Origin of the sequence: Pseudomonas sp. R76, assembly GCF_009834565.1 — a bacterium.
Lineage (GTDB): Bacteria > Pseudomonadota > Gammaproteobacteria > Pseudomonadales > Pseudomonadaceae > Aquipseudomonas.
This window is the reverse complement of sequence record NZ_CP019428.1, coordinates 1,759,783-1,784,142: the sequence shown is the minus strand read 5'-3', so window position 1 is coordinate 1,784,142 and position 24,360 is coordinate 1,759,783. Positions and strand designations below refer to the sequence as shown.

The following is a 24,360-nucleotide window of genomic DNA, read 5'->3' as shown; positions in this document are numbered from 1 at the left end:
CGCAAATGTGCTCATAGAACACAGCGCAGGGCCGGAACATGACTCCACCAGTGAAATGCGTATCGGGTTTTTAGGAGCGCTGTAATGCCTGAGATCTATCATTTTTTCCAAACGCTGGTTAACGGCATGACCGTTGGCAGCACCTATGCCTTGATAGCCATTGGCTACACAATGGTTTACGGCATCATTGGAATGATTAACTTCGCCCATGGCGAGGTGTACATGATTGGTTCCTACGTGGCCTTCATCGCCCTTGCCGGGCTGGCCATGCTGGGTATCCATTCCCTGCCGCTGTTGATGACCGCTGCGTTCCTTGCATCGATCGTCGTGACCAGTGCGTATGGCTACAGTATCGAGCGGGTTGCCTACCGTCCCTTGCGTGGCAGCAACCGTTTGATCCCGCTGATTTCCGCCATCGGCATGTCGATTTTCCTGCAGAACACCGTACTGCTGTCCCAGGACTCCAAGGATAAGTCCATTCCCAACCTGATCCCGGGGAGCTTCTCCTTCGGCCCAGGTGGCGCACAAGAAGTGCTGATTTCGTACATGCAGATCCTGGTCTTCGTGGTCACGCTGGTGGCCATGCTGGGCCTGACCCTGTTCATCTCCCGCTCCCGTCTGGGGCGCGCCTGCCGGGCCTGCGCCGAAGACATCAAGATGGCCAACCTGCTGGGCATCAACACCAACAACATCATCGCCCTGACCTTCGTCATCGGTGCTGCGCTGGCGGCCGTTGCGGCGGTGCTGCTGAGCATGCAGTACGGCGTGATCAACCCCAACGCCGGTTTCCTGGTGGGCCTCAAGGCCTTCACCGCAGCGGTATTGGGCGGTATCGGCAGTATTCCGGGCGCCATGCTCGGCGGGCTGGTACTGGGTGTGGCCGAAGCCTTCGGCGCCGACGTGTTCGGTGACCAATACAAGGATGTGGTGGCGTTCGGCCTGTTGGTTCTGGTGCTGTTGTTCCGTCCGACCGGCATTCTGGGCCGTCCGGAGGTTGAGAAAGTATGAGCAGATATCTTAAATCAGCGTTTTTCAGCGCTTTGCTGGTATGGGCCGTGGCCTTTCCGGTACTCGGCCTCAAGCTGAGCATTGTCGGCATCAACCTGGAAGTACATGGCACCGGTCCCGTGACCCTGACCATCATCGCCTTGTGCTCGGTGCTGATGTTCCTGCGCGTGTTGTTCAGCCAGCAAGTCGGCGCCCTGCTGAAGGGTAACCGTGGCCCGCTGGTTTCGCCCAAGGTCAGCCAATTCCTGACCCTGCCGCGTACCCAGCGCTACATCATCATCGGCCTGATCGTGGCCGCGTTGATCTGGCCGTTCTTCGGCTCGCGCGGCGCGGTCGACATCGCCACCCTGATCCTCATCTACGTGTTGCTGGGCCTGGGCCTGAACATCGTGGTGGGCCTGGCCGGGCTGCTCGACCTGGGTTATGTGGGCTTCTATGCCGTGGGTGCCTACACCTACGCACTGCTCTCGCACTACCTGGGCTGGAGTTTCTGGGTTTGCCTGCCGCTGGCCGGCTTGATGGCGGCCACGTTCGGCTTCCTGCTGGGCTTCCCGGTGCTGCGCCTGCGCGGTGACTATTTGGCGATCGTGACCCTGGGCTTCGGTGAAATCATCCGACTGTTCCTGCGTAACCTCACCGATATCACCGGCGGGCCCAACGGCATCAGCAGCATCCCCAAGCCGACGTTCTTCGGGCTGTCGTTCGACCGCACCGCCGCCGAAGGCATGCAGACCTTCCACGAGTACTTCGGGATCGACTACAACCCAGTGAGCAAAGTGGTGTTCCTGTACCTGGTGGCGCTGTTGCTGGCACTGGCCGCGCTGTTCGTGATCAACCGCCTGCTGCGCATGCCGATCGGCCGTGCGTGGGAAGCATTGCGCGAAGATGAGATCGCCTGCCGTGCACTGGGCATGAACCCGACAGTCATCAAACTTTCGGCCTTCACCCTCGGGGCAACCTTCGCCGGTTTCGCTGGCAGCTTCTTCGCCGCGCGCCAAGGCCTGGTGACCCCGGAGTCGTTCACCTTTATCGAGTCGGCGATCATCCTCGCCATCGTGGTATTGGGTGGCATGGGCTCGCAACTGGGGGTGATCCTCGCCGCGATCGTGATGATCCTGCTGCCGGAAATGATGCGTGAGTTCAGCGAATACCGCATGTTGATGTTCGGCGCCATGATGGTGCTGATGATGATTTGGCGTCCTCAAGGTCTGCTGCCGATGCAACGCCCACACATGGAGCTGCGCAAATGAGCCGCGAGATCCTGAAAGTCGAAAATTTGAGCATGCGCTTCGGCGGCTTGCTGGCGGTCAACGGCGTGGGCCTGACCGTGAAAGAGAAACAGGTCGTGGCGCTGATCGGCCCGAACGGCGCCGGCAAGACCACGGTGTTCAACTGCCTCACCGGTTTCTACAAGCCGAGCGGTGGCAGCATCCTGCTGGACGGCCAGCCGATCCAGGGCCTGGCCGGCCACGAAATCGCCCGCAAGGGTGTGGTACGCACCTTCCAGAACGTGCGGCTGTTCAAGGACATGACGGCGGTCGAGAACCTGCTGATCGCCCAGCACCGTCACCTGAACACCAACTTCTTTGCGGGCTTGTTCAAGACTCCGTCGTTCCGCAAGAGCGAACGCGAGGCCATGGAATACGCGGCGTACTGGCTGGACAAGGTCAACCTCACCGAGTTTGCCAACCGCCCTGCCGGCACCCTGGCCTACGGGCAGCAACGTCGCCTGGAAATCGCCCGTTGCATGATGACCCGCCCGCGGATCCTCATGCTCGACGAACCGGCGGCCGGCCTGAACCCCAAGGAAACCGAAGACCTCAAGGCGCTGATCAGCGTGTTGCGTGAGGAAAACAATGCCACGGTGCTGTTGATCGAACACGACATGAAACTGGTCATGAGCATTTCCGACCACATCGTGGTGATCAACCAGGGCACGCCGCTGGCCAACGGGACGCCGGAGCAGATCCGCGACAATCCTGAAGTGATCAAAGCCTATTTGGGGGAAGCGTAAAATGCTGCAATTCGAAAACGTTTCCACTTTCTACGGCAAGATCCAGGCCCTGCACAGCGTCAACGTGGAAGTGCGCCAAGGTGAAATCGTCACGCTGATCGGCGCCAACGGTGCCGGTAAATCGACCTTGCTGATGACCCTGTGCGGTTCGCCTCAGGCCCACAGCGGCAGCATCCGCTACATGGGTGAAGAGCTGGTGGGCCAGCAGTCCTCGCACATCATGCGCAAGAGCATTGCGGTGGTGCCGGAAGGCCGTCGCGTGTTCTCGCGCCTGACCGTCGAGGAAAACCTGGCCATGGGCGGGTTCTTCACCGACAAGGGCGACTACCAGGAGCAGATGGACAAGGTGTTGCACCTGTTCCCACGGCTCAAGGAGCGCTTCAGCCAACGTGGCGGCACCATGTCCGGCGGCGAACAGCAAATGCTCGCCATCGGCCGCGCGCTGATGAGCAAACCCAAGCTGCTGCTCCTGGATGAACCGTCCCTGGGCCTGGCACCGATCATCATCCAGCAGATCTTCGACATCATCGAACAGCTGCGCAAGGACGGTGTGACGGTGTTCCTGGTGGAGCAGAACGCCAACCAGGCCTTGAAGATTGCTGACCGCGCGTACGTGCTGGAAAACGGCCGGGTAGTGATGCAGGGCACGGGCGAGCAGTTGCTGACGGATCCGAAGGTACGGGAGGCGTACCTCGGGGGCTAATACCCGGTTGCTGTAGGAACTTGATCTAAAAAATGTGGGAGCTGGCATGTGTGGGAGCTGGCTTGCCTGCGATTGCATCACTGCGGTGTGTCTGACACACAGCGGTGACTGCATCGCGGGCAAGCCCGGCTCCCACACATGCCAGCTCCCACATTTGCTTTGTGGCGTCCTTAAATTTTGCATTTGTTGAAATTATTTTCGTCGCGCTTGTAACGAAATTCACCCTGCTGCCTCTAGTGGAGTAAGCAGGCAATCAAGCTCGCTACCTCAACCCACTGCTGGAGATACACCATGACCACTAAACTGTCCGCCGCTACCCTGATCCTGGCCCTCGGTTCTGCTCTGAGCCTGTCCGCAATGTCCAACATGGCCCACGCCGACGACGCCAAAATGGACAAATGCTTCGGCGTCGCTGAAGCCGGCAAGAACGATTGCGCCGCAGGCGCCGGCACTACCTGCGCCGGCACCTCGAAAGTCAAAGACCAGGCCAATGCCTGGAAACTGGTCCCAGCCGGCACCTGCGGCAAAACCCCAAGCGCCACCTCGCCGACCGGTTTCGGCCAGGAAGCTGCCTTCACCGCCAAGTCCTGATCCCTGCGCCGCCTGAGTACTGATGATGACGCTTTTACCTCAACACACGGTCTCACCGGCTCAGGTGCCCGGCCTCCCCTACAGGGCCGGGCTGGGGCTGAAGAACGAGCACTTCATCGAAGTGCTCGAGACCTCGCCCGACATCGGTTTTTTTGAAGTGCACGCCGAAAACTACATGGTGGCCGGCGGCCCGTTTCATCACTACCTGGGTTTGATCCGCGAGCAGTACCCGCTGTCGCTGCACGGCGTGGGCCTGTCCATCGGCGGCGAAGGCCCGTTGAACCGTGAGCACCTGCCACGGTTGGCCACGCTGATCGACCGCTATCAACCCCACTCTTTTTCCGAACACCTGGCCTGGTCCAGCCACGGCCCGGTGTTTCTCAATGACTTGCTGCCCCTGGCCTACGATGCCGCCACCCTCAACCGGGTGTGCGAACACATCGATCAGGTCCAAAGCACTCTCAAGCGGCCGATGCTGCTGGAGAACCCTTCGACGTATCTGCAGTTCCAACGCTCCACCCTGGACGAGACGGACTTCATCAGCGAGATCATCCGCCGTACCGGTTGTGGCCTGCTGCTGGACGTCAACAACGTCTACGTATCGTGCATCAACCACCAACGCGACCCACTTTCCTACATCGACGCACTGCCTTTGCGCGCAGTCGGTGAGATTCATCTGGCCGGTTTTGCCGAAGACACCGACAACCTGGGTGACCGCCTGTTGATTGATGACCACGGCGCTCCCATCGATAACGCCGTGTGGCAGTTGTACGAACGGGTCCTCACGCGCACCGGCCCGGTGGCTACGCTGATCGAGCGCGATAACCAGGTGCCGGCCTTCAATGTATTGCAAGCCGAAGCCCAACACGCCGACTGGCACCTGTCGCAGGTGAACGTATGAGCCATCACACCGCGTTTGCCAATGCCTTGGTCGACCCCGGCCAGGCGTGCCCCGAAGGCCTTTTCAGCAGCAACGGCGCCGACCCGGCCAGCCGCTTTGCGGTGTACCGCAACAACGTCCACAGCTCATTGGTTAACGCACTGGCGACGGCTTACCCAGTGACGCTGCAGTTAGTCGGCGATGAGTTCTTTCGTGCCATGGCTGGCCTGTTTATTCAGGCGTGCCCGCCCACCAGCCCGCTGATCAGCGAGTACGGCAGCGCATTCTCAGCGTTCATCCAGGACTTCGAACCCGCCGCCAGCGTGCCTTACCTGGCCGATGTCGCCAGGCTCGAGCGCCTGCGGGTGCGCGCCTATCACGCGGCAGATACACAACCGCTGGAGCAGCACAGCATTCTTCAAGCGCTGCAAGGCCAGACCGACCTTGGAAAACTGCGCCTGCAACTGCATCCGTCCGTAGCCATATTGAACTCCACCTACGCGGTCGTGGCCGTTTGGGCTGCGCACCAGACCGACGGCGGCGTGGCCACCTTGAATCCCTGGCACGCCCAAAGCGCGCTGGTGTTGCGCCAAGGCCTGGCAGTGAAGGTGTTCGCCATCGACAGTGGTTCGGCCGCGTTCATCCACAGCCTGAACCACGGCACAGCGTTGGAAACCGCGGTGCAGCACGCCCTCGAAGCGTCCGCCGAATTCGACCTGAACCAATGCCTAACCCTGCTGATCAGCCACGACGCCATCACTCATTTGCATCCAGAACAAAAGGTATCGCCATGAACGCATCCCCTTCATGCCTGGTTAAACGGGCCATCGCATTGTTCGAGAAAATCCCCTACAGCCTGATCGCCTTTCTCGCGCGGTTTTCCATCGCGGCGGTGTTCTGGAAGTCCGGGCAAACCAAAGTTGAAGGCTTTGCCATCGATATCATCAACGGCACATTCCAACTCGGCGAACCCAAACTTGCCGCCTCGACGCTGCCGTTGTTTCGCAGTGAATACCACGTGCCCTTGCTGTCACCGGAAGTGGCCGCGCACATGGCGGCATTTGCCGAGCACTTTTTCCCGGTGCTGATCCTGGTGGGTTTTGCCACGCGGTTCTCGGCCCTGGCCCTGATCGGCATGACCCTGACCATTCAATTGTTCGTCTACCCGGAAGCCTACCCGACCCACGGCACCTGGATCGCCTTGTTGCTGCTGTTGGTCGCCAAAGGCCCGGGCTGCCTGTCCATCGACCATCTGATCGCGCGGCGTTATCGCTGAAGACGGTCCAGGGCTTCGCCGCTGCGCTTGAACCAGTCCACCAGGTAATCGGCCAACACCTGAGTACGGCGCGGCAAGCCGCCCTGGTAAGGGTGAACCAAGTACATCGGCATGCTTCGCGTCTGATAATCACGCAGGAGCCAGCGCAATCGGCCATCCGCCAATTCCGCAGGTAAAACGTAGGACGGCAGGCGGGCGATGCCGGCGCCCACCAGCGCGGCTTTTTTCAACAGGTTGTAGTGGTTGGACGCAAACGTGCCGCTGACCCGCACACGCAGCAGTTCATGCTGCTGGTGATACAGCCATTCTTCACGGCCGCTGTAGTGGCTGTTGAGCAAGCAGGTATGCGTGGCCAAATCCGCCGGGGTCAGCGGTTCACCGTGCTGTTCCAGGTAAGCGGGGCTGGCGCAGGTCATCTCGTGCCAGGCCAGCAGTGGCTTGGCCACCAGGCGCTCATTTTCGATAGCCCCCAAGCGCACGCCCAAATCAAAACCATCGCGCGCCAGGTCTCGGTAGCTGTTATTCAATTCCAGCTCGATCTGCACCTGCGGATACTGCTTGGAAAACTCCAGCAGCAAGCCGTCGAAGAAGGTTTCCCCCAGCGACACCGGAACCGTCATACGCACCGGCCCGGCCAAATCGTCCTTGAGTCGCGCCAATGCCTGACGGGCGCGCTCCACCTGTACCACCAGTGCTTGAGCCTGGGGCAACAACGCCGCACCGGCTGCGGTCAGGCTAAGCTTGCGGGTGGTGCGATGCAGCAACACCACGGAAAACTGCGCTTCCAATTGGCTGATGCGCTTGGACAGCTGGCCTTTGCTGCACCCCAGTTGTTCGGCGGCTACGGTGAAACTGCCGGCTTCGATCAGTACGGCAAACGCCGCCAAGTCATCCATCTCGCTCATGGACTGTTTCCATTTGAAAACCAAAGGTTGCCTATTAGCGCGTTTATCCACCTGAAAAGCCACACTAGACTGAACCTTCACTTACCCCTGGAGGAACAGCACGATGAAAATCCTATTGATTGGTGCCAGCGGCACGGTCGGCTCGGCAGTCAAGGCAGAACTCGCCCAACGTCACGAGGTGATCAGCATCGGCCGCACCAGCGGCGACTTCCAGGTGGATATCAGCGACAGCGCCTCGATCCGCAAGCTGTTCGAACAGACCGGTAAATTCGACGCCCTGGTCTGCGCAGCGGGCAGCGTGAATTTCGTGGCGTTGGGCGACATGAGCGAAAGCGATTTTGAACTGGGCCTGCGCGACAAGTTGATGGGCCAGGTCAACCTGCTGCTGATCGGCCGTGAGTACGCCAACGACGGCGCCTCGTTCACCTTCACCAGCGGCATCCTCAACCGTGACCCGATCCGCACCGGCGCCTCGGCGGCACTGGTTAATGGCGCGCTTGACGCCTTTGTCAAAGCCGCGGCTATCGAATTGCCACGCGGCTTGCGCGTCAACTCCGTAAGCCCGACCGTGCTGCTGGAAGCCATGGGCAGCTACGCCCCGTACTTCCGTGGTTTCAAACCGGCTGCGGGCGCCGATGTGGCATTGGCCTACGCGAAAAGCGTCGAGGGCTTGCAGACCGGTCAAACCTACATCGTGGGGTGAGAGGCAATTGCCTCACGCGAAAACTGAGACATCCATTCAATCACCAGGGCGCGGGGGGCCAAAAACCTGAACTCCCCGCCCAGCTCGCTGTGAACCATTGAAGTACTTAGCTGATAACCGTCTACGTAGAGTGTCAGGTATTTGTTGATGGTAAGCAGCGTGATGGATTTTGTCCTTGCCCTGGCTTCAGGACTCAACGTGACGTTTACCTCAACGTAGGCCGGATCAGGGTTCTCGGCCCGTTTCAACGACACCGAGATGTCTGTGAAGTCTGTAACTGACGAAAAGACGAGCCGGGCAGGCTCGTCCGAACAGGCCGCACTTGCCCAGAGCAGAACAGCGCACAGGCTCCATTTGATATTCATTGAAATCCCCCCTCCAAAAACGTCGACACTCTTACGATTCCCCAACACTAACTGTAGGAAATATCTCAATTAGCAACGCGTCATTTCCCAGCGTGTTCCGAACACATCGTTCAAACCGGGTCCTGCACTTGTGATGCAGCGTCAGCCTGCGTAACGTGGCGGCACTTGTTTGGAGACCCGATAAATGCGCGCCGCCCGTACCCTTGCTCTGTTTGCCCTGTTGCCCCTGTTCACCGCTTGTCAGATGTTTGAAAGCGAGCCGGCCAAACCCTCTACCGCAGGTTTGACCCGGATGCAGGGTGAGTTGACCGCCGTCGGCGGCAAGCTGCTGTTCCAGCCTTGCGGCGACAAACGCAACTACGTGGTCAACGACGCCGGTGGCACCAGCGTACTGCAGGAAGCCGCCTCCCTGGCTGGCCAGCAAGGCGCGCTGTTCGCCGACCTGCGCGGCAAGTTCTCCGGGGTCGCCAGCGGCACCCAGGGTTCGGTGGACCTGCAACAGCTCTATCGCATGGAGCGTTCGACCTCAACCTGCAACGACCCGGACTTCAAGCGCATGGTCCTGCGGGCCAACGGGCATAAACCCGCCTGGGCAATGAACGTCACCGCCAAGGGCATGGTGCTGGAGCGCGAAGGCCAGCCGCCACTTGCCGTGCCGTTTGTGGAAGAGCAACTGGGTGACGGGCGTTTCAACCTGATGACCGAAGCCAATAACCAGCACATCGAACTGTGGGTAGCCCCGCAGCGCTGCATCGACTCGGTCAGCGGCAGCCTTCAGCACATGACCGCCGAGTTGCGCGTCAACGGCCAGGTACAGCGTGGTTGCGCGGCATTTGGCGGCTCACGCGACGACTGATTCAGCCCTGCGCTGTTTTAACCTGACGGAAAACCGCCATTGGGGCTTATAATCGCCGGTTTGCAAAACAGCCGGCCTTTTTGTCCGCCGCCTACCGGATCCCGTCATGTTACGAATCACCGAACTCAAGCTGCCCATCGACCATCCCGAAGAAGACCTGCGCCCTGCCATCGTGCAGCGCCTGGGCATCGCCAGTGATGACCTGCTCGATTTCACCCTGTTCAAGCGCAGCTACGACGCCCGCAAAAAATCGTCGGAGCTGTGCTTCATCTACACCATCGACCTGAACGTGAAGGGCGAAGCCGCCCTGCTGCTCAAGTTCGCCGATGATCGCAACATCAACCCGGCGCCGGACGTCAGCTACAAGGTAGTGGGCCAGGCGCCGCAAGGCCTGGTCGAGCGCCCGATCGTGGTGGGTTTCGGCCCCTGCGGGATTTTCGCCGGGCTGTTGCTCGCGCAGATGGGCTTCAAGCCGATCATCCTCGAACGTGGCAAGGAAGTGCGCCAGCGCACCAAAGACACGTGGGGCCTGTGGCGCAAAAACGTACTCAACCCCGAGTCCAACGTGCAGTTCGGCGAAGGCGGCGCCGGGACCTTCTCCGACGGCAAGCTGTACAGCCAGATCAAGGACCCGAAATTCCACGGTCGCAAAGTGCTGCACGAGTTCGTCAAGGCCGGTGCGCCGGAAGAAATCCTCTACGTCAGCAAGCCGCACATCGGTACCTTCCGCTTGACCGGCGTGGTGGAAAACATGCGCCAGCAAATCATCGCCCTGGGCGGTGAAGTGCGTTTCGAACAGCGCGTCACCGATGTGCTGATCGAAGACGGGCAACTGAACGGCGTGGTCATCGACGGCGGCGAGCAGATCCTCTCCAAGCACGTGATCCTGGCCCTGGGCCACAGCGCCCGCGACACGTTCCGCATGCTGCACGGGCGTGGCGTGTACATGGAGGCCAAGCCGTTCTCGGTGGGTTTCCGTATCGAACACCCGCAGTCGCTGATCGACGCCGCGCGCCTGGGCAAATACGCCGGGCACCCGAAACTCGGCGCGGCCGACTACAAACTGGTGCACCACGCCAAGAACGGCCGCTCGGTCTACAGCTTCTGCATGTGCCCAGGCGGCACGGTGGTAGCGGCGACTTCCGAGCCAAACCGCGTGGTGACCAACGGCATGAGCCAATACTCGCGTAACGAACGCAATGCCAACTCCGGCATCGTGGTCGGCATCACGCCTGAAGTGGATTACCCAGGCGGCCCGCTGGCGGGTATCGAGTTGCAGGAACGCCTGGAGTCCCACGCCTACATCCTCGGCGGCAGCAACTACGAGGCGCCGGCCCAACTGGTGGGTGATTTCATCGCCGGCAAGCCGTCCACGGCCATCGGCAGTGTGGAACCGTCCTACAAACCAGGCGTGTCGCTGGGTGACCTGGCCTTGGCATTGCCGGACTTCGCCATCGAAGCGATTCGTGAAGCGCTGCCGGCGTTCGAGAAGCAGATCAAGGGCTACTCGCTGCACGATGCGGTGCTCACCGGTATCGAGACGCGCACCTCGTCGCCGCTGCGGATTACCCGCAACGAGTCGATGCAGAGCTTGAACGTGAAAGGCCTGTTCCCGGCCGGCGAAGGCGCCGGTTATGCCGGTGGGATTCTGTCGGCGGGTGTGGACGGGATTCGGATTGCCGAGGCGTTGGCGCGGGATATGTTGGGCATTGAGGCGTAATCACGCTATTACAGCCGACCCAATCAAATGTGGGAGCTGGCTTGCCTGCGATTGCGGTGATTCAGTCGATAAGTTCGGCGACTGACACTGCGCTATCGCTGGCAAGCCAGCTCCCACATTGGTTTTTGGGTTGTGTCAGATGTTGGCGCGCAAGACCGTTTCCGGTAGTGGCTCGCCCCGCTCCACACTGGCCGCAACCGCGGCAATCAACCCGTCCAACTGATAGCCCTGCCCCGCTAACCACGCCTGATCGTAATAAGTGCTGGCATACCGCTCGCCCCCATCACACAAAATCGCAACGATCGACCCCGACTCTCCGGCCGCTTTCATCTGCTGCGCGGCCACCAAAGCGCCAATCAGGTTGGTCCCGCTGGACCCGCCAACCCGCCGCCCCAGCCGTTCGGCCAGGTAATGCATGGCCGCCAGTGACAGCGCGTCCGGCACCTTGACCATCGCATCGATCACCTTGGGCAAAAACGACGCCTCAACCCGAGGCCGGCCGATTCCTTCGATCCGCGAGCCGCAATCCAGACGCAGGCTGGCGTCGCCGGTCTGGTAGTAATCGAAGAACACCGAACGCTCGGCGTCGGCACACAACACGCGGGTGCAATGCTGGCGATAACGCACATAGCGGCCCAAGGTTGCCGTGGTGCCGCCAGTGCCGGGGCTGGAAATCAGCCAGCTCGGCTCGGGGTAATGCTCAAAACGCATTTGCTGGAAGATCGACTCGGCAATGTTGTTGTTCGCCCGCCAGTCCGTCGCACGCTCGGCGTAGGTGAATTGATCCATGAAGTGACCGCCACTTTCCTTCGCCAGCCGTTCGGATTCGGTGTAGATCTGCGTCGGATCCTTCACCAGATGGCTCTTGCCGCCGTAGAAAGCGATCTGGTCGATCTTCGCCTGGGACGTCGTGGCCGGCATCACCGCAATAAACGGCAGACCGAGCAAACGCGCAAAGTACGCCTCCGAAACCGCTGTGGAACCGCTGGACGCCTCAATCACCGGGGCGCCCGGTTTGAGCCAGCCGTTACACAAGGCATACAGGAACAGTGAACGGGCAAGGCGATGCTTGAGGCTGCCTGTCGGGTGGCTGGACTCATCCTTGAAGTACAACTCGATACCCGGCAGCCCCGGCAATGCCAAAGGGATAAGGTGCGTGTCGGCGCTGCGCTGAAAGTCCGCTTCAATGATACGAATGGCTTCGCGGGCCCAGGTACGGTGGTCGCTCATGAGGTGCGTCTCTGAAGATTTCAGCCCCGATTTTAGGGGGTTTCCTACACTGCACACAGATACAGTGACGTCTCAATTAGACACACAATTGCTAGGCTCAAGCGCGACGCCAACTCTGCCAGCTGCTTATAACAAATAAGAATATAACTTTTGTTTTAACAACTAACGGTACGGGTTAGGGTAGCCACCTATTGAACCTTGATTGGAGAGCATCCCTTGCCTCTGCGTAGCACTTTCACCCGTTTCTTCCAGCTGGAAGCCGCCAGCGGTCTGTTGTTGATCGCCGCTGCCGCCTTGGCGCTGATCATCAACAACTCACCGTTGTCGCACCTGTACAACGCATTTCTCGACGTACCGGTGGTGGCACAAATCGGCGCGCTGAAAATCGCCAAGCCCGCCCTGCTGTGGATCAACGACGGCCTGATGGCCCTGTTCTTCCTGTTGATTGGCCTGGAGGTGAAACGCGAGCTGCTCGATGGCCACCTGTCCAAGCCCTCGCAAGTGGTGTTACCGGGCGCCGCAGCAATTGGCGGCATGGTGGTGCCGGCGCTGATCTACTGGGCGATCAACAAGGACTACCCTGCCGCGCTTTCCGGCTGGGCGATCCCCATGGCCACCGATATTGCCTTTGCGCTCGGCGTTCTGGCCCTGCTGGGCAAGCGCGTGCCGGTGTCGCTGAAACTGTTCCTGATGACCTTGGCCATCATCGATGACCTTGGTGCGATCATCGTCATCGCCGTGTTCTATTCAGCCGACTTGTCGGGTGCCGCACTCGCGGGTGCAGGCGCCTGTTTGGTTGCCTTGATCGCGATGAACCGCCTGGGCGTGATCAAGCTGGGGCCGTATTTGATCATCGGCCTGATTCTGTGGGTATGTGTGCTCAAGAGTGGCGTGCACGCCACGCTGGCCGGCGTGACACTGGCCTTCTGCATCCCGATGCGCACCAAGAATGCCGAGCCTTCGCCGCTGATGACGCTGGAACACGCTCTGCACCCGTGGGTGGCGTACGCCATCCTGCCGCTGTTCGCGTTTGCCAATGCGGGCGTGTCCCTGACCGGCGTGAGCCTGGAAAGCTTCACCCACCATGTGCCCATGGGCATCGCCGCCGGCCTGCTGATCGGCAAGACCGTCGGCGTGTTCGGCTTCACCTGGCTTGCGATCAAGACCGGCCTTGCCGCGCTGCCCGGCGGCGCGAACTGGGGCCAGGTGTTTGGTGTGGCGATCCTGTGCGGCATCGGCTTCACCATGAGCCTGTTTGTCGGCTCGCTGGCGTTTGTGCCGGGTGCCAGTGAGTTCGCCGGCGAGGATCGAATGGGGATCCTCACCGGGTCGATCCTGGCGGCGTGTATTGGTTATGCGGTGACGGCGATGGCCAGTCGCAAGAAAGCCTGAACGCGCTGAAAGCCCCACAAAAACCCCCAACGGGTCGCCTGGTTGGGGGTTTTCTTTTGCTGAAGATGACACTTACCGCAATTGCCTAAAGACTTTCTGCCCGCCGCCGACTAGTGAGTGTGGCGAGCCATCTGTTCCCGCCAGGAACACCCGCCCGACACTGCTCCCCAACGCGTTTCCAGCCCGAGCGAAAATCCCATGTTCCTGAGAAATATAAGAATCGCAGCCAGAGCCTTCATCGGCTTCGCCGCTATTGCGTCGCTGAGTGTGTTTCTCGGGCTGTTCGCCCTGAAGCAGATCGGTGAAGTCCAGTCCCAGGCGGCCGACATTCAGAATAACTGGATGCAGCGCGTCAGGATCCTGGCCCTGGCCAATGCTTCGCTGGACCGTTTTCGCCTGGGCGAGATGGCGCACATCCTGTCGTCCAGCGATGCCGACATGCAGACCTACGAAGACAAATCCGCAGGCCGCCTGAAAAGTGTCAAGGAACAGCTGGCTCAATATGCTGCGCTGCTGCGCACGCCAGAGGAAAAATCGCGTCTCGATGTGTTCAACCTGAGCCTCGAGGGGTACGCGAAGAACCACACCGAAATGCTCAAACGCTCACGCTCAGGCGACAAAGCCGGCGCCCGCGACTTTCTCAACAGTATTCGAGAAAGCTATGAGCAGATGACCAAGAACTTCGATCAGCTGATAGATCTGGCCAACAAAGGCGCCGAGCAAGCCGGCCAGACCTCCGACGCCGCTTACCAACATGCCGTGGGCGGTATCACCCTCGTTATTCTGCTGGTGAGCGGTGGCACGGTGCTGGTGGCCTGGCTGCTGACCCGCAGCATTACCGTTCCCATCATTGAAGCGGTGCAGGTGGCCGAAACCATTGCCCGGGGCGACCTCACTCAGCCCATCAACCCGACGGGCAACGACGAAGCCACGCGCCTGCTGCGGGCGCAAGAAACCATGCGTAACAACCTGGTGCAGACCCTGCGGCAAATTACCGGTTCATCCAGCCAATTGGCCGCGGCGGCAGAACAACTGAATGCGGTAACCGCCGAGGGTAGCCGGGACTTGCAACAGCAGCACGCCGAGATTGAACAAGCCGCCACCGCCGTCACTGAAATGACCACCGCAATTGAAGAGGTCGCACGGAACGCGGCATCAACCTCCGACCTTTCCCAAGAGTCGCGCAGCATCGCCTTGAAAGGCCAGCAGCGCATGGTCGAGGCGTTGAATTCGATCCAGGCGCTGACCCGTGGGGTTGAAGTCAGCTCGGGTCAAGTCGGCGGCCTTGCCGAGCAGGCCAAAGGGATCGGCAAAGTACTCGATGTGATCCGTACCATTGCCGAGCAAACCAACCTGTTGGCACTGAACGCCGCCATCGAAGCTGCACGCGCCGGTGAAGCCGGGCGAGGTTTTGCGGTGGTCGCTGACGAGGTGCGTGCACTGGCCCATCGCACTGCCCAATCAACGCAAGAAATCGAGCAGATGATCGGCAGCATCCAGACCAACACCGCCAGCACCGTCAACACCATGCTCGACAGCAGTTCCATGACCCAGCAAACCCTTGGCCTGGCCGAGCTGGCGCAACAGGCACTGGCGGACATCCTGGCGGCCAACGATGAGATCAACGGCCGCAACCTGGTGATTACCACGGCGGCAGCTGAACAAGCCGACGTTGCCCGGGCGGTTGATCGGAACTTGCTGAACATCCAGCAGTTGTCGATTCAGTCGGCGGAAGGCTCGACCCAGACGACTGCGGCCTCGCAATCGCTGGCCAGCCTGGCGCATGAGTTGAACACGATGGTGAAGCACTTTCAGGTTTGAGGTGAGGCTTTAAAACTTCACAACGCCGGACTGAGCGAACTCACTGTGGCGAGGGGGCTTGCCCCCCGTTGGGCTGCGAAGCAGCCCGCTCTGGATGGCATTGGTTTGCCAGTGGCGCGTGATGAACTCTTCAGGGCTGCTGCGCAGCCCAACGGGAGCAAGCTCCCTCGCCACAGGCAAACTTCAACATACTCAGCCCCCATGAGTTGGGCCTTACCTCCAGCCTACGCCTTACTAAGGCGGTTTTTATCGCCTGCAGTTTTGGAAAAAAACCTCAAAAAAACCCCAACCGGTCACCCGGTTGGGGTTTTGTGTTTCTACGACCGTTGCTTAACGCGTAACGCGGCTGGTGCCGTTAACGGTCATGATGCGGACGCGGTCGCCGATGCGGAAGATTTCGTTCTCTTCAACCGCCTGGACGTAGGCGCGCATGCTGCCGTCGTCTTCGCGAACGGTGATTTCCACGCCTTGGGTACGGGTCAGGCCTTCTTCGGTGGCCGAACCCAGCAGGCCGCCGGCTACGGCGCCGATCACAGCGGTGACGATACTGCCACGGCCGCCGCCGATGGCGCTGCCGCCAACACCGCCGATAACTGCGCCGGCAGCGCCGCCGATTGGGGTCTTGGTGCCTTCGATTTTCACCGGACGCAGGGATTCAATGGTGCCCATGCGCACGGTCTGTACACGGCGCGCCTCGTCACGGGAGTACGAGTCGCCGGTCAGACTCGAGGCGCAGCCACCCAACAGCAACGACAGGGTGGTAAAGCAGGCAACTAGTAAAACGGACTTACGCATAGCATCAACTCCAAAGGACAGGTGTTCATTAGACGCCGCAGCTTGGCGCCTGTCACGGCAAGCACGTCAGAAAATTCCTTTCATTCAGCCTTAGTACAGACTACCAGCACCAGAAAACTCGACGAACGGTAGCTGGATTCTTGTTCCAAAGAATGTCACGGACCCGTTGATTGTAGTCGTCCAGCAGCACACGCCGAAGCCTCTTGGGTAGAGACTTCAGTGTGACTGGCAATATTCAGGAGAAGTGACGAAAGGTGAGACTCAGGGCGCCAGGCGCTCGCGGGTCCACTCGCCGTTTTGCAGGCGATAGTTCAGCCGGTCATGCAGGCGGCTGGCGCGGCCTTGCCAGAACTCCATGCGCTCAGGCAGCAGGCGATAACCGCCCCAATGCTCAGGGCAGTCGGGTTGGGTATCGCTGAAACGCTGCTCAGTGGCCTTGAGCAAGTCCTGCAGCTCTTCGCGGTCACGAATGACCTGGCTCTGCGGTGATGCCCAAGCCCCAAGGCGGCTGCCCAAAGGACGGACCTGATAATAAGCGTCCGACTCCTCCGGCGTGACCTTGACCACCCGCCCCTCGATGCGCACCTGGCGCTCCAGGGTCGGCCAGAAGAAGGTCATGGCTGCAAAGGGCTGTGCCGCGAGCTGTTCGCCCTTGGCACTCTGATAATTGGTGAAGAAGGTAAAGCCCTGTGTATCCAAGCCTTTGAGCAGCAGGATGCGACAGTGCGGACGACCGTCGTGGTCGACCGTGGCCAAGGTCATGGCATTGGCCTCCACCGGGGGCTGCTCGGTCTTCACCGCGTCGGCAAACCACTGGTGGAACAACGCAAACGGCTCGCCCGGGGCCTGGGCCTCGCTCAAACCGTCCCGTGTGTAGTCACGGCGCATATCGGCCAGTGCCTGGGTCATGCGGCTTTATCCTTCTGGTTCAGCAGATCAGTTTTTCGCCTGGTCGTTTGCAGCGGCTGCGTCAGCCTTAGGTGCGGCTTTTTTCGCGGCCGGTTTGGCGGCGGCTTTTTTCGCAACAGGCTTGGCAGCGGCCTTCTTGGCCGGGGCCTTTTTCGCAGGTACTGCCTTTTTCGCAGCCGGAGCAGGCACGGGGGCTGGTGCTGTTTGCACGGCGACCATATCAGCAACCGGTGGCTTGCCCGAGTTGTACTTGCTCAGCAGGGCCAACATCGTTGTACGCTGAGTGAACATGATTTCCATGCGACGGTTCAGCGCACGCCCCTGATTGCTGTCGTTGGCGGCACGCGGCATAAGGTCGCCCATGCCACGCATCATCAGGCGATCCTGCTTCAAGCCACTGAGGCTGAAAATCGACGCGATGGATTGCGCGCGCTCACGCGTCAACGCCTGGCTCGCAGGTTCGGCACCATTGGTGTCGACGTGGCCGAGTACCAGCACGGCAGTTTTCGGATCGCCTTCAACCGCCTTGGCAACGCGGGTGAACGGGCCCAGGGTCACTGGCAGCAGCATCCCTGGACGTTTTGGGTTGTAGGAGCCATCAACCGGTGCGATCACAACCAGTACGTTCTCGCGACGCTCCAGTTGCAGGTTGCTGTCCTTGATGGCGGCGCGCAGGCGCGGCTCATAGTCATCCAGCCAGGCTTGGGTGACTTTCGGGTCGGGCATCGGCACGTTGGTCACGTCGACCTTTGCCAATGGCTTTGGCTTGCTTTCGAACGGCCACCACCATTTGCTCTCGGTGTCGGTCTTGGCCACAGCAGGCGCAGCGTCAGGCGTGAAAGCAGGGGTTGCCGCCTTGAGGTCGGCTTTCAGGTCAGCCTTGGCATCCGCCGCCTTTTCGTCGGCGGTCTTGGAGGAGAACGGCCACCAGTTGAAGCCGGTGTCAGCCTTGGCGACCGGGGCCGGTGCGGCAGCGGCAGCGGGGGCAGGCGCAGCAGCAGTTACCGGCGCGGCGGGCTTGGCGCCAGCGGCAGGTTTTGCATCTGGCTTGGCGTCGGTTTGAGTCACTGCGTCCTTGGTAGCAGCCTTATCAGACCCAAATTGCCACCAATGCCCACCCTCAGCATCATTTTGTGGAGTTTGTGCGCAGCCAGTAATAGTGAGGCACAGCGCCAGTGCCAAGGACTTGTTCGATAACATGAGATATCCACAAAATGAGAAAAAACCGGAGGGCCTGGTTGACCCGTTAAACAGACGCTTACAGAACATTAAAGTTACAAAATTTCGTTCAGCGCCTTCTTATAGTTGCCTTTGTAACAAAAAAACGTGAAACAGCAAGCTCTTTACAGACAACCGGCCAATATTCCGACCAACTTCTGTGCACGCGGGTCCATAAGTACGTAAGGCCCCAGTGTATTAGTCACGAAACCGAATGCTACATCATGTTCAGGGTCGGCAAACCCCACCGAACCACCAGCGCCAGGGTGACCAAACGCACGTGGGCCAAGGCCGAACGTGGCATTGGGCAATTGCGGTTGATCCAACATGCAGCCCAAGCCGAAGCGGGTTTGGGTCAATAAGGTTTTATCCGGCCCGATACTGTGTTCGCGGGTCAATTGTTCCAGCATGTCGCTTTCCAGCAAACTACCGTCCAACAATCCGCTATAAAAACCCGCCAGGCTGCGCGCATTACCGTGACCATTTGCCGCCGGCTGCTGCATGCGCCGCCATTCGGGCTTATTAGTGCTGGTCAGAATAGACGGTGGGTTGGCAAATGCCCGTGTAGTCATAGCGGCAGGTTCACGCATCATTACTTGCAATAAGCGTTGAGCGGCTTCGTCGCCCATATTGCCTTTGCTGCGCGCTATATGTGCAACACGATAAAACTCTTCATCTGCCAGCCCCACGTGAAAGTCCAGGCCCAACGGCCGCGCAACCCGTGCGACGATCGACTCACCCGGCCCGCGCCCATCGGCGCGGCGCAGCAATTCACCGACCAGCCAGCCGTAAGTGATGGCCTCGTAGCCATGCCCTTGGCCCGGCGTCCACCACGGTGCCTCGGCTGCCAGGGTGTCGACCATCAATTGCCAGTCGTACAGGGCTTCAGTCGGCAGCATCTCGCGGATTGCCGGCAGCCCGGCCTGGTGGCAGAGCAGTTGGCGCAGGGTGATGGCTTCTTTACCGGCTGCCGCGAACTCAGGCCAGTAGTCAGCCACGGGCGCATCGAGTTTCAGCTTGCCCTCGGCCACCAATTGCAGGGCCGTGACGGCGGTGAAGGTCTTGGTGCAGGAGAACAGGTTGACGATGGTGTCGCTGTGCCAGGCCTCGGCGCCGTCCTTGTCCGCAGTGCCGGCCCACAGGTCGACGACGGTTTCGCCGCCGATCTGGATACACAGCCCGGCACCACGCTCTTGCGGGTCATCGAACAGCGCGGCAAACGCTTCGCGTACCGCTTCGAACTGAAGCTCGTAATGACCCTGAATCTGCACCTGATCCGCCTTGAACAACACTGTAGGAAGTGGCCGACATTGTTCCAGTCATTAGGGGTTTTGTGAACCCGTCAACGATGAATCAATGGCCATTTCCAGAGTGCCCACCGGCGTGTCCGGCGCCCTGGCCTGCGCCTTTGCCTTCATGCCCGCCCTTGCCGGCTTCGTTCTCGCGAACCACGCCGGCGGCCTTGGCCTTTTCCGCCTCTTTACCCAACTGGTCGACTGTCGCCAGGTTGCTTTTACGCACGCTGTCGACAAAGCCCTGGAACGGTACATCGGTAATGCCGACAAGGCCGAAGTGACCGTTCTCACCGTCCAGCAAACGGCCGGTCACCGGCTGGTCCAGGTACTGGAACCAGTGCACGCCGACAATCGACGGCTCGGCCATGGCCTGCTTGAGGAAGTTGCCGTAGGCCACGCCACGGTCTTCTTCCTTGGCCAACTGGGTCACGCCGCCCCAGAACGGGCCACGGTCGGCGGAGCCGAAATTGAACTCGGTGATCAGCACCGGTTTATCCAGCGCGCGCAGGGCGGCGAAGTCATAACCGTCCTGGGGCTTGAGGGTGTACATGTTGAAGCTCAGCACATCGCAATACTGCGCGCAGGAGGCCACGGCTTCCGGGGTACTTACGGCATAACGACCGCCCAGCAACAGCTGGTTGGGCGCGTGCCACTTCAAGGAGTCGGAAATGGTCTTGAAATAGGCATCGGCGAAGGTCTTCTGGAAATATTTAAAGTCAGCTTCGATTTCCGGGTGCTCGGGGCTTGGCATCGGCGGCTCGAAGCCTGGGTCTTCCATCAGCTCCCAGCCCGCCAAGTGAATGCCCCAGGCCTTCGACAGGCCTTCTTCGTTGCGGTACTTGTCGCGCAGTTGCTTGAGAAACGCGCGCTTGGCCGGTACGTCGGTGGTCATGCGCAGCGTGCCGTAGGCCAAGGCGTAACGGGATTTTGCATCGTCACCCGGGCCGGCCCAGGCCAGCTCGTTGTCGGCAAAGAAGCCGATCAGCCACGGGTCATCGCGGTGATCGCGGGCAGCAATCGCTACGGCACGCTCGGTGGCCATGGCAAAACGCGGGTCGAACGGGTCAGGCATGCCGCCCCACCAGTCGGTGCCGGTGCTGATGCTGGCGTAGTCGCCGACAATCGACAGCGGCAAGGTGTACGGCACGCGGTCGGCGCTGGCGAGGCTCTCGTCGCTCCAGTTGCCCACGGTGTTGAAACCCCAGGCCTGGAGCCGGTCGAGGGTGTGTCTGACCCAGCGTTTCTGGTCGAAACCTTCGGTGCCATAGGTGCGCTGCAGGTTGGCGCCATAGAAGTCGTACCAACGCCCCACATTGAAGCCCCGGCCCTGATCCGCGCCGTTGCCGCCTCGGTTGTCGCTGCTGCCGTAATACTTGTCGAACGGCTCACCCGCTTTGGGCAACGCGGCGAACATCCACTCGCGGCCGGCCACATAGGTCTGGTTGTTATCCGGCGCAACCGTGTTAACCCCCAAGGAATAGAACGGATGGCCTTCCGGCGTCACCAAGTACCAGCGGCCGTCGCGCTTCTCGGTACGGAAAAAGCCGCTGGCTTCGAACGCCGGGCCTTTGTTCCAGCCGCCATATTGGTCCAGGGAAGATTTGTTGCGCTCAGCCAACCAGCCTTTGAGCTGCTGTTGCTCCTTGGCGGCGGCGGCTTTGAGCTGGTCGTCGCTGCTGACTTTTTCCGGCCAGCGCGCGCGGGTGGACTGGCCATAGGCATCCACCAGTTCGCTGTAGGCCGCTTTCAGCACCGGCTCGCTGTCCTGCACGCCAAAACGCTCCAGCAGGATGCTTTGGGCGGCATTCGGCTTGAGCATCGACAGCGTCACAGACGCCACCTGGCTGCGGTCGATTTCCCCGGCGCTGCCGGCCAGCAATACGCGCTGGCCATCCACGGTGATCGGCATCGGCGGGCCAGCCTTCATGCCCTGGCTCAGCGGCGAGTTGGCTTGCAACGGAATCACCAGGGTCTGGGCCGGGCCGGCCGGCAGGTCGATGCGGCTGACCAGGGTTTTGCCGTCGGTGCTCTGCACCTTGACGTAGAGGGTCAACGCCCAGTCCATGGCGCTCTGGATACGCAGGCTTATGGCGCCGGACTGCGACCAGTCCCACACGCCGGTCTGCGGGCTGAGCACCAGGCTCGGTTCGGCTGCCGGGTTGAACGTGATGCGGCGCAGCACCTCACCTTCAGGGGTTTGTTCGGCGTTGTATTGCGGCAGGCTGGCGTCCTGGGTCGCCACCTTGACCACATCGGCAGGCCGGACGAAGTTGAACAGCGTTTGTTGCCCGGCAGGCGCGGCCATCAAGGGTGCGGCGAACAGCAGAGCAAAAAGAGCGGGCAGCGTGCGAATCATACGAACAAGGTTCTCCCAAACGGCCGGTGACTGGCCTGATGACGTAAAGCGTTGGCAGTGAGATAGACCACGAAGTGGGCGAATTCGCCCACGGTGGCTTAAGAAATTTCGCGCCTGAAAGGCGGCAAAGCATTCAGGATAGCTTTGCCATAGCGCTGCGTGACCAAACGGCGGTCGAGCAAGGTGATGGTGCCCCGGTCTTCTTCGGTGCGCAGCAAGCGACCGCAGGCCTGGACCAGCTTCAAGGAAGCATCCGGCACCGAGATTTCCATGAACGGGTTACCGCCACGGGCTTCGATCCACTCGGCCAAAGCCGCCTCGACCGGATCATCCGGCACCGAGAAGGGGATCTTGGCGATCACCACGTGTTCGCAGTAGGCACCCGGCAAGTCCACGCCTTCGGCAAAACTTGCCAGGCCGAACAACACGCTGGAATCGCCGCCATCGACGCGCGCCTTGTGCTTGTTGAGGGTTTCCTGCTTGGACAGGTTGCCCTGGATAAACACCTGCTTGCGCCAGTCGCGGTCGAGGCCGTCGAACACGTCCTGCATCTGTTTGCGCGAGGAGAACAACACCAGGGTTCCGCGCGAGCCTTCGACCAGCTCCGGCAGGTCGCGGATGATCGCTGCGGTGTGCGCCGCTGCGTCGCGCGGGTCGGCCTTGAGGTCCGGCACGCGCAATACGCCGGCGTCGGCGTGATGGAACGGGCTCGGCACCACCGCCGTAACGGCTTTTTTCGGCAAGCCGGCACGCATGCGGAAGCGGTCGAAAGTGCCCAGGGCCGTCAGCGTCGCCGAGGTCACCAGGCAGCCGTAGGCCACGTTCCACAGGTTGCGGCGCAGCATTTCGGCGGCGAGGATCGGGCTGGCGTTGACCTCGATATCAAACAGCGCACCGCTTTCCGACAGGGTCAACCAACGCGCCATCGGCGGGTTGTCTTCCGGGTCTTCGACGGTGAAGGCCGTCCACAGCTCCCAGTTACCCTGGGAGCGCGACAACAGGCTGCCGAACAGCGGATACCATTCCTCGGCCTGATTGCTGGCGATGCCGATATTGACCTCACCGTCCATGCCTTCCTTGAGCAGGTCGGTGAGGCGGGTGAACAGGTCGGTCAGGCGTGAAAAGCCTTTCTTCAGTTCAATGCCCATTTCACGCATGTGCTCGGGAATCAGCCCGCCGACAAAGCGGTGACGCGGCCGCTCACGGCCTTCCACGTCTTCGCCGGGCTTGAAGTCGGCGACCTGTTCGCAGGCGCTGAACATGAACTGCTGCTGGGTCTTGATCTCACGCGCCAGCTCCGGCACCTGTTCGATCAGCTTGCCCAGATCGCCGGGCAGTGGGTGCTGGGCCAGCAATTTGGTGAGGTTCTTGGCGGTGGTTTCCAGCCAGTCGGCGGTGGAGCGCAGGCGCGTGTAGTGGGCGAAATGGCCGATGGCCTTGTCCGGCAAGTGGTGGCCTTCGTCGAACACGTAAAGCGTGTCGCGCGGGTCCGGCAACACGGCGCCGCCGCCCAGGGCCAGGTCGGCCAGGACCATGTCGTGGTTGGTGACGATCACGTCGACCTTGCCCATGCCTTCGCGGGCTTTGTAAAAAGCGCACTGGCCGAAGTTGGGGCAATGGCGGTTGGTGCACTGGCTGTGGTCGGTGGTCAGGCGCGCCCAATCGGAATCTTCCAGCGCGGTAGGCCAGCTGTCGCGGTCGCCGTCCCATTTATTGCCGGCGAGCTTCTCGATCATGCTGGTAAATAGCTTTTGGCTGACTTCATCGACTTCGATCTTGAAGCCTTCTTCTTCGAACAGCGAAGCGGTAGCGGTTTGCGCATGGCCTTCCTGCAACAGCACGTCGAGCTTGGACAGGCACATGTAGCGGCCACGGCCCTTGGCCAGGGCGAAAGTAAAGTTCAGGCCGCTGTTGCGCATCAGGTCGGGCAGGTCTTTGTAGACAATCTGCTCTTGCAGGGCGACGGTGGCGGTGGCGATCACCAGGCGCTTGCCGGCAGCCTTGGCGGTCGGGATCGCGGCCAGGCTGTAGGCCACGGTCTTGCCGGTGCCGGTGCCGGCCTCGACGGCCACGACCGCCGGGTCGCCACTGCGCCGACCTTCGTCGTCGGTGTCGATATCGCCGAGGACTTTGGCCACTTCGGCGATCATCAGGCGTTGGCCGTAGCGCGGTTTCAAGCTCTTGGCTTCGAGAAAACGCGAATAGGCGCCCTGGATCGTGGTTTTGAGTTCAGTGCTGATCATGGATAGTCGGGCGCAAAAAACGCTGGATAAATTTTCAGTGGTTCGGATCGGCCGCTATCATACCCCGCTAATTAATCCCG

General features: G+C 60.8%; 22 protein-coding genes. 13 read left to right on the top strand and 9 right to left on the bottom strand.

Features of this window, described 5'->3' with window-relative positions; all coding sequences use genetic code 11:
• Positions 1-84: 84 nt before the first annotated feature.
• The 8 genes from livH to PspR76_RS08055 all read left to right on the top strand — a co-directional run bounded on the left by livH (position 85) and on the right by PspR76_RS08055 (position 6,472).
• On the top strand, positions 85-1,008 hold the full coding sequence (gene livH / locus PspR76_RS08090) for a high-affinity branched-chain amino acid ABC transporter permease LivH (protein ID WP_159954719.1): 924 nt from the start codon (positions 85-87) through the stop codon (positions 1,006-1,008).
• Entirely contained in the window at positions 1,005-2,258 is a 1,254-nt protein-coding gene (locus PspR76_RS08085) for a high-affinity branched-chain amino acid ABC transporter permease LivM (protein WP_159954718.1), read from the top strand. The genes livH and PspR76_RS08085 overlap by 4 nt, the downstream gene beginning before the upstream one ends.
• Positions 2,255-3,022, top strand: a complete 768-nt coding sequence (gene livG, locus PspR76_RS08080) for a high-affinity branched-chain amino acid ABC transporter ATP-binding protein LivG (protein WP_159954717.1) — start codon at positions 2,255-2,257, stop codon at positions 3,020-3,022. The genes PspR76_RS08085 and livG overlap by 4 nt, the downstream gene beginning before the upstream one ends.
• 1 nt (position 3,023) lies before the next feature.
• Positions 3,024-3,725: an ABC transporter ATP-binding protein gene (locus PspR76_RS08075; protein ID WP_017844798.1), complete on the top strand. Its 702-nt coding sequence runs from the start codon at positions 3,024-3,026 to the stop codon at positions 3,723-3,725.
• Between the two features lie 291 nt (positions 3,726-4,016).
• Positions 4,017-4,316, top strand: a complete 300-nt coding sequence (locus PspR76_RS08070) for a BufA1 family periplasmic bufferin-type metallophore (RefSeq protein WP_159954716.1) — start codon at positions 4,017-4,019, stop codon at positions 4,314-4,316.
• Between the two features lie 22 nt (positions 4,317-4,338).
• On the top strand, positions 4,339-5,217 hold the full coding sequence (bufB, locus tag PspR76_RS08065; RefSeq protein ID WP_159954715.1) for an MNIO family bufferin maturase: 879 nt from the start codon (positions 4,339-4,341) through the stop codon (positions 5,215-5,217).
• Complete coding sequence (locus PspR76_RS08060) at positions 5,214-5,990, top strand: HvfC/BufC N-terminal domain-containing protein (RefSeq protein WP_159954714.1); 777 nt, start codon at positions 5,214-5,216, stop codon at positions 5,988-5,990. Before bufB ends, PspR76_RS08060 begins: the two co-directional genes overlap by 4 nt.
• Positions 5,987-6,472: a DoxX family protein gene (locus PspR76_RS08055; RefSeq protein ID WP_159954713.1), complete on the top strand. Its 486-nt coding sequence runs from the start codon at positions 5,987-5,989 to the stop codon at positions 6,470-6,472. Before PspR76_RS08060 ends, PspR76_RS08055 begins: the two co-directional genes overlap by 4 nt.
• Here PspR76_RS08055 and PspR76_RS08050 read toward each other — a convergent pair.
• Positions 6,463-7,377, bottom strand: a complete 915-nt coding sequence (locus PspR76_RS08050) for a LysR family transcriptional regulator (protein WP_159954712.1) — start codon at positions 7,375-7,377, stop codon at positions 6,463-6,465. The genes PspR76_RS08055 and PspR76_RS08050 overlap by 10 nt on opposite strands.
• Positions 7,378-7,480: 103 nt before the next feature.
• On the opposite strand from PspR76_RS08050, the gene PspR76_RS08045 reads away from it, so the two are divergent.
• Entirely contained in the window at positions 7,481-8,080 is a 600-nt protein-coding gene (locus PspR76_RS08045) for a short chain dehydrogenase (RefSeq protein WP_159954711.1), read from the top strand.
• Here PspR76_RS08045 and PspR76_RS08040 read toward each other — a convergent pair.
• Positions 8,065-8,445 (bottom strand): hypothetical protein, encoded by a 381-nt coding sequence (locus PspR76_RS08040; protein WP_174245596.1) that lies wholly within the window; start codon positions 8,443-8,445, stop codon positions 8,065-8,067. The two genes, PspR76_RS08045 and PspR76_RS08040, sit on opposite strands and share 16 nt — an antisense overlap.
• Positions 8,446-8,629: 184 nt before the next feature.
• Here PspR76_RS08040 and PspR76_RS08035 point away from each other — a divergent pair, with 184 nt between their 5' ends.
• Both PspR76_RS08035 and PspR76_RS08030 read left to right on the top strand, forming a co-directional pair.
• Positions 8,630-9,301, top strand: coding sequence for a COG3650 family protein (locus PspR76_RS08035; RefSeq protein WP_159954709.1), 672 nt, complete (start codon positions 8,630-8,632; stop codon positions 9,299-9,301).
• 106 nt (positions 9,302-9,407) lie between these two features.
• Entirely contained in the window at positions 9,408-11,021 is a 1,614-nt protein-coding gene (locus PspR76_RS08030; protein WP_159954708.1) for an NAD(P)/FAD-dependent oxidoreductase, read from the top strand.
• 135 nt (positions 11,022-11,156) lie between these two features.
• On the opposite strand, the gene PspR76_RS08025 is transcribed toward PspR76_RS08030, so the two are convergent.
• Positions 11,157-12,251, bottom strand: a complete 1,095-nt coding sequence (locus PspR76_RS08025) for a PLP-dependent cysteine synthase family protein (protein WP_159954707.1) — start codon at positions 12,249-12,251, stop codon at positions 11,157-11,159.
• Positions 12,252-12,467: 216 nt separating this feature from the next.
• Here PspR76_RS08025 and nhaA point away from each other — a divergent pair, with 216 nt between their 5' ends.
• Together nhaA and PspR76_RS08015 are read left to right on the top strand one after the other, a co-directional pair.
• Complete coding sequence (gene nhaA, locus PspR76_RS08020) at positions 12,468-13,643, top strand: Na+/H+ antiporter NhaA (RefSeq protein WP_159954706.1); 1,176 nt, start codon at positions 12,468-12,470, stop codon at positions 13,641-13,643.
• 198 nt (positions 13,644-13,841) lie between these two features.
• Complete coding sequence (locus tag PspR76_RS08015; RefSeq protein WP_159954705.1) at positions 13,842-15,464, top strand: methyl-accepting chemotaxis protein; 1,623 nt, start codon at positions 13,842-13,844, stop codon at positions 15,462-15,464.
• Positions 15,465-15,794: 330 nt separating this feature from the next.
• Here PspR76_RS08015 and PspR76_RS08010 read toward each other — a convergent pair whose 3' ends face one another.
• From PspR76_RS08010 to dinG, 6 genes are all read right to left on the bottom strand, one after another.
• Positions 15,795-16,259 carry a glycine zipper 2TM domain-containing protein gene (locus tag PspR76_RS08010; RefSeq protein WP_056857494.1) on the bottom strand — a complete coding sequence of 155 codons (465 nt, stop codon included), beginning with the start codon at positions 16,257-16,259 and terminating at the stop codon, positions 15,795-15,797.
• 261 nt (positions 16,260-16,520) lie between these two features.
• Positions 16,521-17,168, bottom strand: a complete 648-nt coding sequence (pdxH, locus tag PspR76_RS08005) for a pyridoxamine 5'-phosphate oxidase (RefSeq protein ID WP_159954704.1) — start codon at positions 17,166-17,168, stop codon at positions 16,521-16,523.
• 27 nt (positions 17,169-17,195) lie between these two features.
• Positions 17,196-18,368 carry an OmpA family protein gene (locus tag PspR76_RS08000; protein ID WP_159954703.1) on the bottom strand — a complete coding sequence of 391 codons (1,173 nt, stop codon included), beginning with the start codon at positions 18,366-18,368 and terminating at the stop codon, positions 17,196-17,198.
• Between the two features lie 143 nt (positions 18,369-18,511).
• Positions 18,512-19,657, bottom strand: a complete 1,146-nt coding sequence (locus tag PspR76_RS07995) for a serine hydrolase domain-containing protein (protein ID WP_159954702.1) — start codon at positions 19,655-19,657, stop codon at positions 18,512-18,514.
• 82 nt (positions 19,658-19,739) lie between these two features.
• Positions 19,740-22,037 (bottom strand): beta-galactosidase, encoded by a 2,298-nt coding sequence (locus PspR76_RS07990; RefSeq protein ID WP_159954701.1) that lies wholly within the window; start codon positions 22,035-22,037, stop codon positions 19,740-19,742.
• 98 nt (positions 22,038-22,135) lie between these two features.
• Complete coding sequence (gene dinG / locus PspR76_RS07985) at positions 22,136-24,280, bottom strand: ATP-dependent DNA helicase DinG (RefSeq protein ID WP_159954700.1); 2,145 nt, start codon at positions 24,278-24,280, stop codon at positions 22,136-22,138.
• Positions 24,281-24,360 lie beyond the last annotated feature (80 nt).

Bases quoted from the DNA above. Each gene is read 5' to 3' on its own strand.
- livH (WP_159954719.1), top strand. From the start codon at position 85: ATGCCTGAGATCTATCATTTTTTCCAAACGCTGGTTAACGGCATGACC.
- PspR76_RS08085 (WP_159954718.1), top strand. From the start codon at position 1,005: ATGAGCAGATATCTTAAATCAGCGTTTTTCAGCGCTTTGCTGGTATGG.
- livG (WP_159954717.1), top strand. From the start codon at position 2,255: ATGAGCCGCGAGATCCTGAAAGTCGAAAATTTGAGCATGCGCTTCGGC.
- PspR76_RS08075 (WP_017844798.1), top strand. From the start codon at position 3,024: ATGCTGCAATTCGAAAACGTTTCCACTTTCTACGGCAAGATCCAGGCC.
- PspR76_RS08070 (WP_159954716.1), top strand. From the start codon at position 4,017: ATGACCACTAAACTGTCCGCCGCTACCCTGATCCTGGCCCTCGGTTCT.
- bufB (WP_159954715.1), top strand. From the start codon at position 4,339: ATGATGACGCTTTTACCTCAACACACGGTCTCACCGGCTCAGGTGCCC.
- PspR76_RS08060 (WP_159954714.1), top strand. From the start codon at position 5,214: ATGAGCCATCACACCGCGTTTGCCAATGCCTTGGTCGACCCCGGCCAG.
- PspR76_RS08055 (WP_159954713.1), top strand. From the start codon at position 5,987: ATGAACGCATCCCCTTCATGCCTGGTTAAACGGGCCATCGCATTGTTC.
- PspR76_RS08050 (WP_159954712.1), bottom strand. From the start codon at position 7,377: ATGAGCGAGATGGATGACTTGGCGGCGTTTGCCGTACTGATCGAAGCC.
- PspR76_RS08045 (WP_159954711.1), top strand. From the start codon at position 7,481: ATGAAAATCCTATTGATTGGTGCCAGCGGCACGGTCGGCTCGGCAGTC.
- PspR76_RS08040 (WP_174245596.1), bottom strand. From the start codon at position 8,445: ATGAATATCAAATGGAGCCTGTGCGCTGTTCTGCTCTGGGCAAGTGCG.
- PspR76_RS08035 (WP_159954709.1), top strand. From the start codon at position 8,630: ATGCGCGCCGCCCGTACCCTTGCTCTGTTTGCCCTGTTGCCCCTGTTC.
- PspR76_RS08030 (WP_159954708.1), top strand. From the start codon at position 9,408: ATGTTACGAATCACCGAACTCAAGCTGCCCATCGACCATCCCGAAGAA.
- PspR76_RS08025 (WP_159954707.1), bottom strand. From the start codon at position 12,251: ATGAGCGACCACCGTACCTGGGCCCGCGAAGCCATTCGTATCATTGAA.
- PspR76_RS08015 (WP_159954705.1), top strand. From the start codon at position 13,842: ATGTTCCTGAGAAATATAAGAATCGCAGCCAGAGCCTTCATCGGCTTC.
- PspR76_RS08010 (WP_056857494.1), bottom strand. From the start codon at position 16,259: ATGCGTAAGTCCGTTTTACTAGTTGCCTGCTTTACCACCCTGTCGTTG.
- pdxH (WP_159954704.1), bottom strand. From the start codon at position 17,168: ATGACCCAGGCACTGGCCGATATGCGCCGTGACTACACACGGGACGGT.
- PspR76_RS08000 (WP_159954703.1), bottom strand. From the start codon at position 18,368: ATGTTATCGAACAAGTCCTTGGCACTGGCGCTGTGCCTCACTATTACT.
- PspR76_RS07990 (WP_159954701.1), bottom strand. From the start codon at position 22,037: ATGATTCGCACGCTGCCCGCTCTTTTTGCTCTGCTGTTCGCCGCACCC.
- dinG (WP_159954700.1), bottom strand. From the start codon at position 24,280: ATGATCAGCACTGAACTCAAAACCACGATCCAGGGCGCCTATTCGCGT.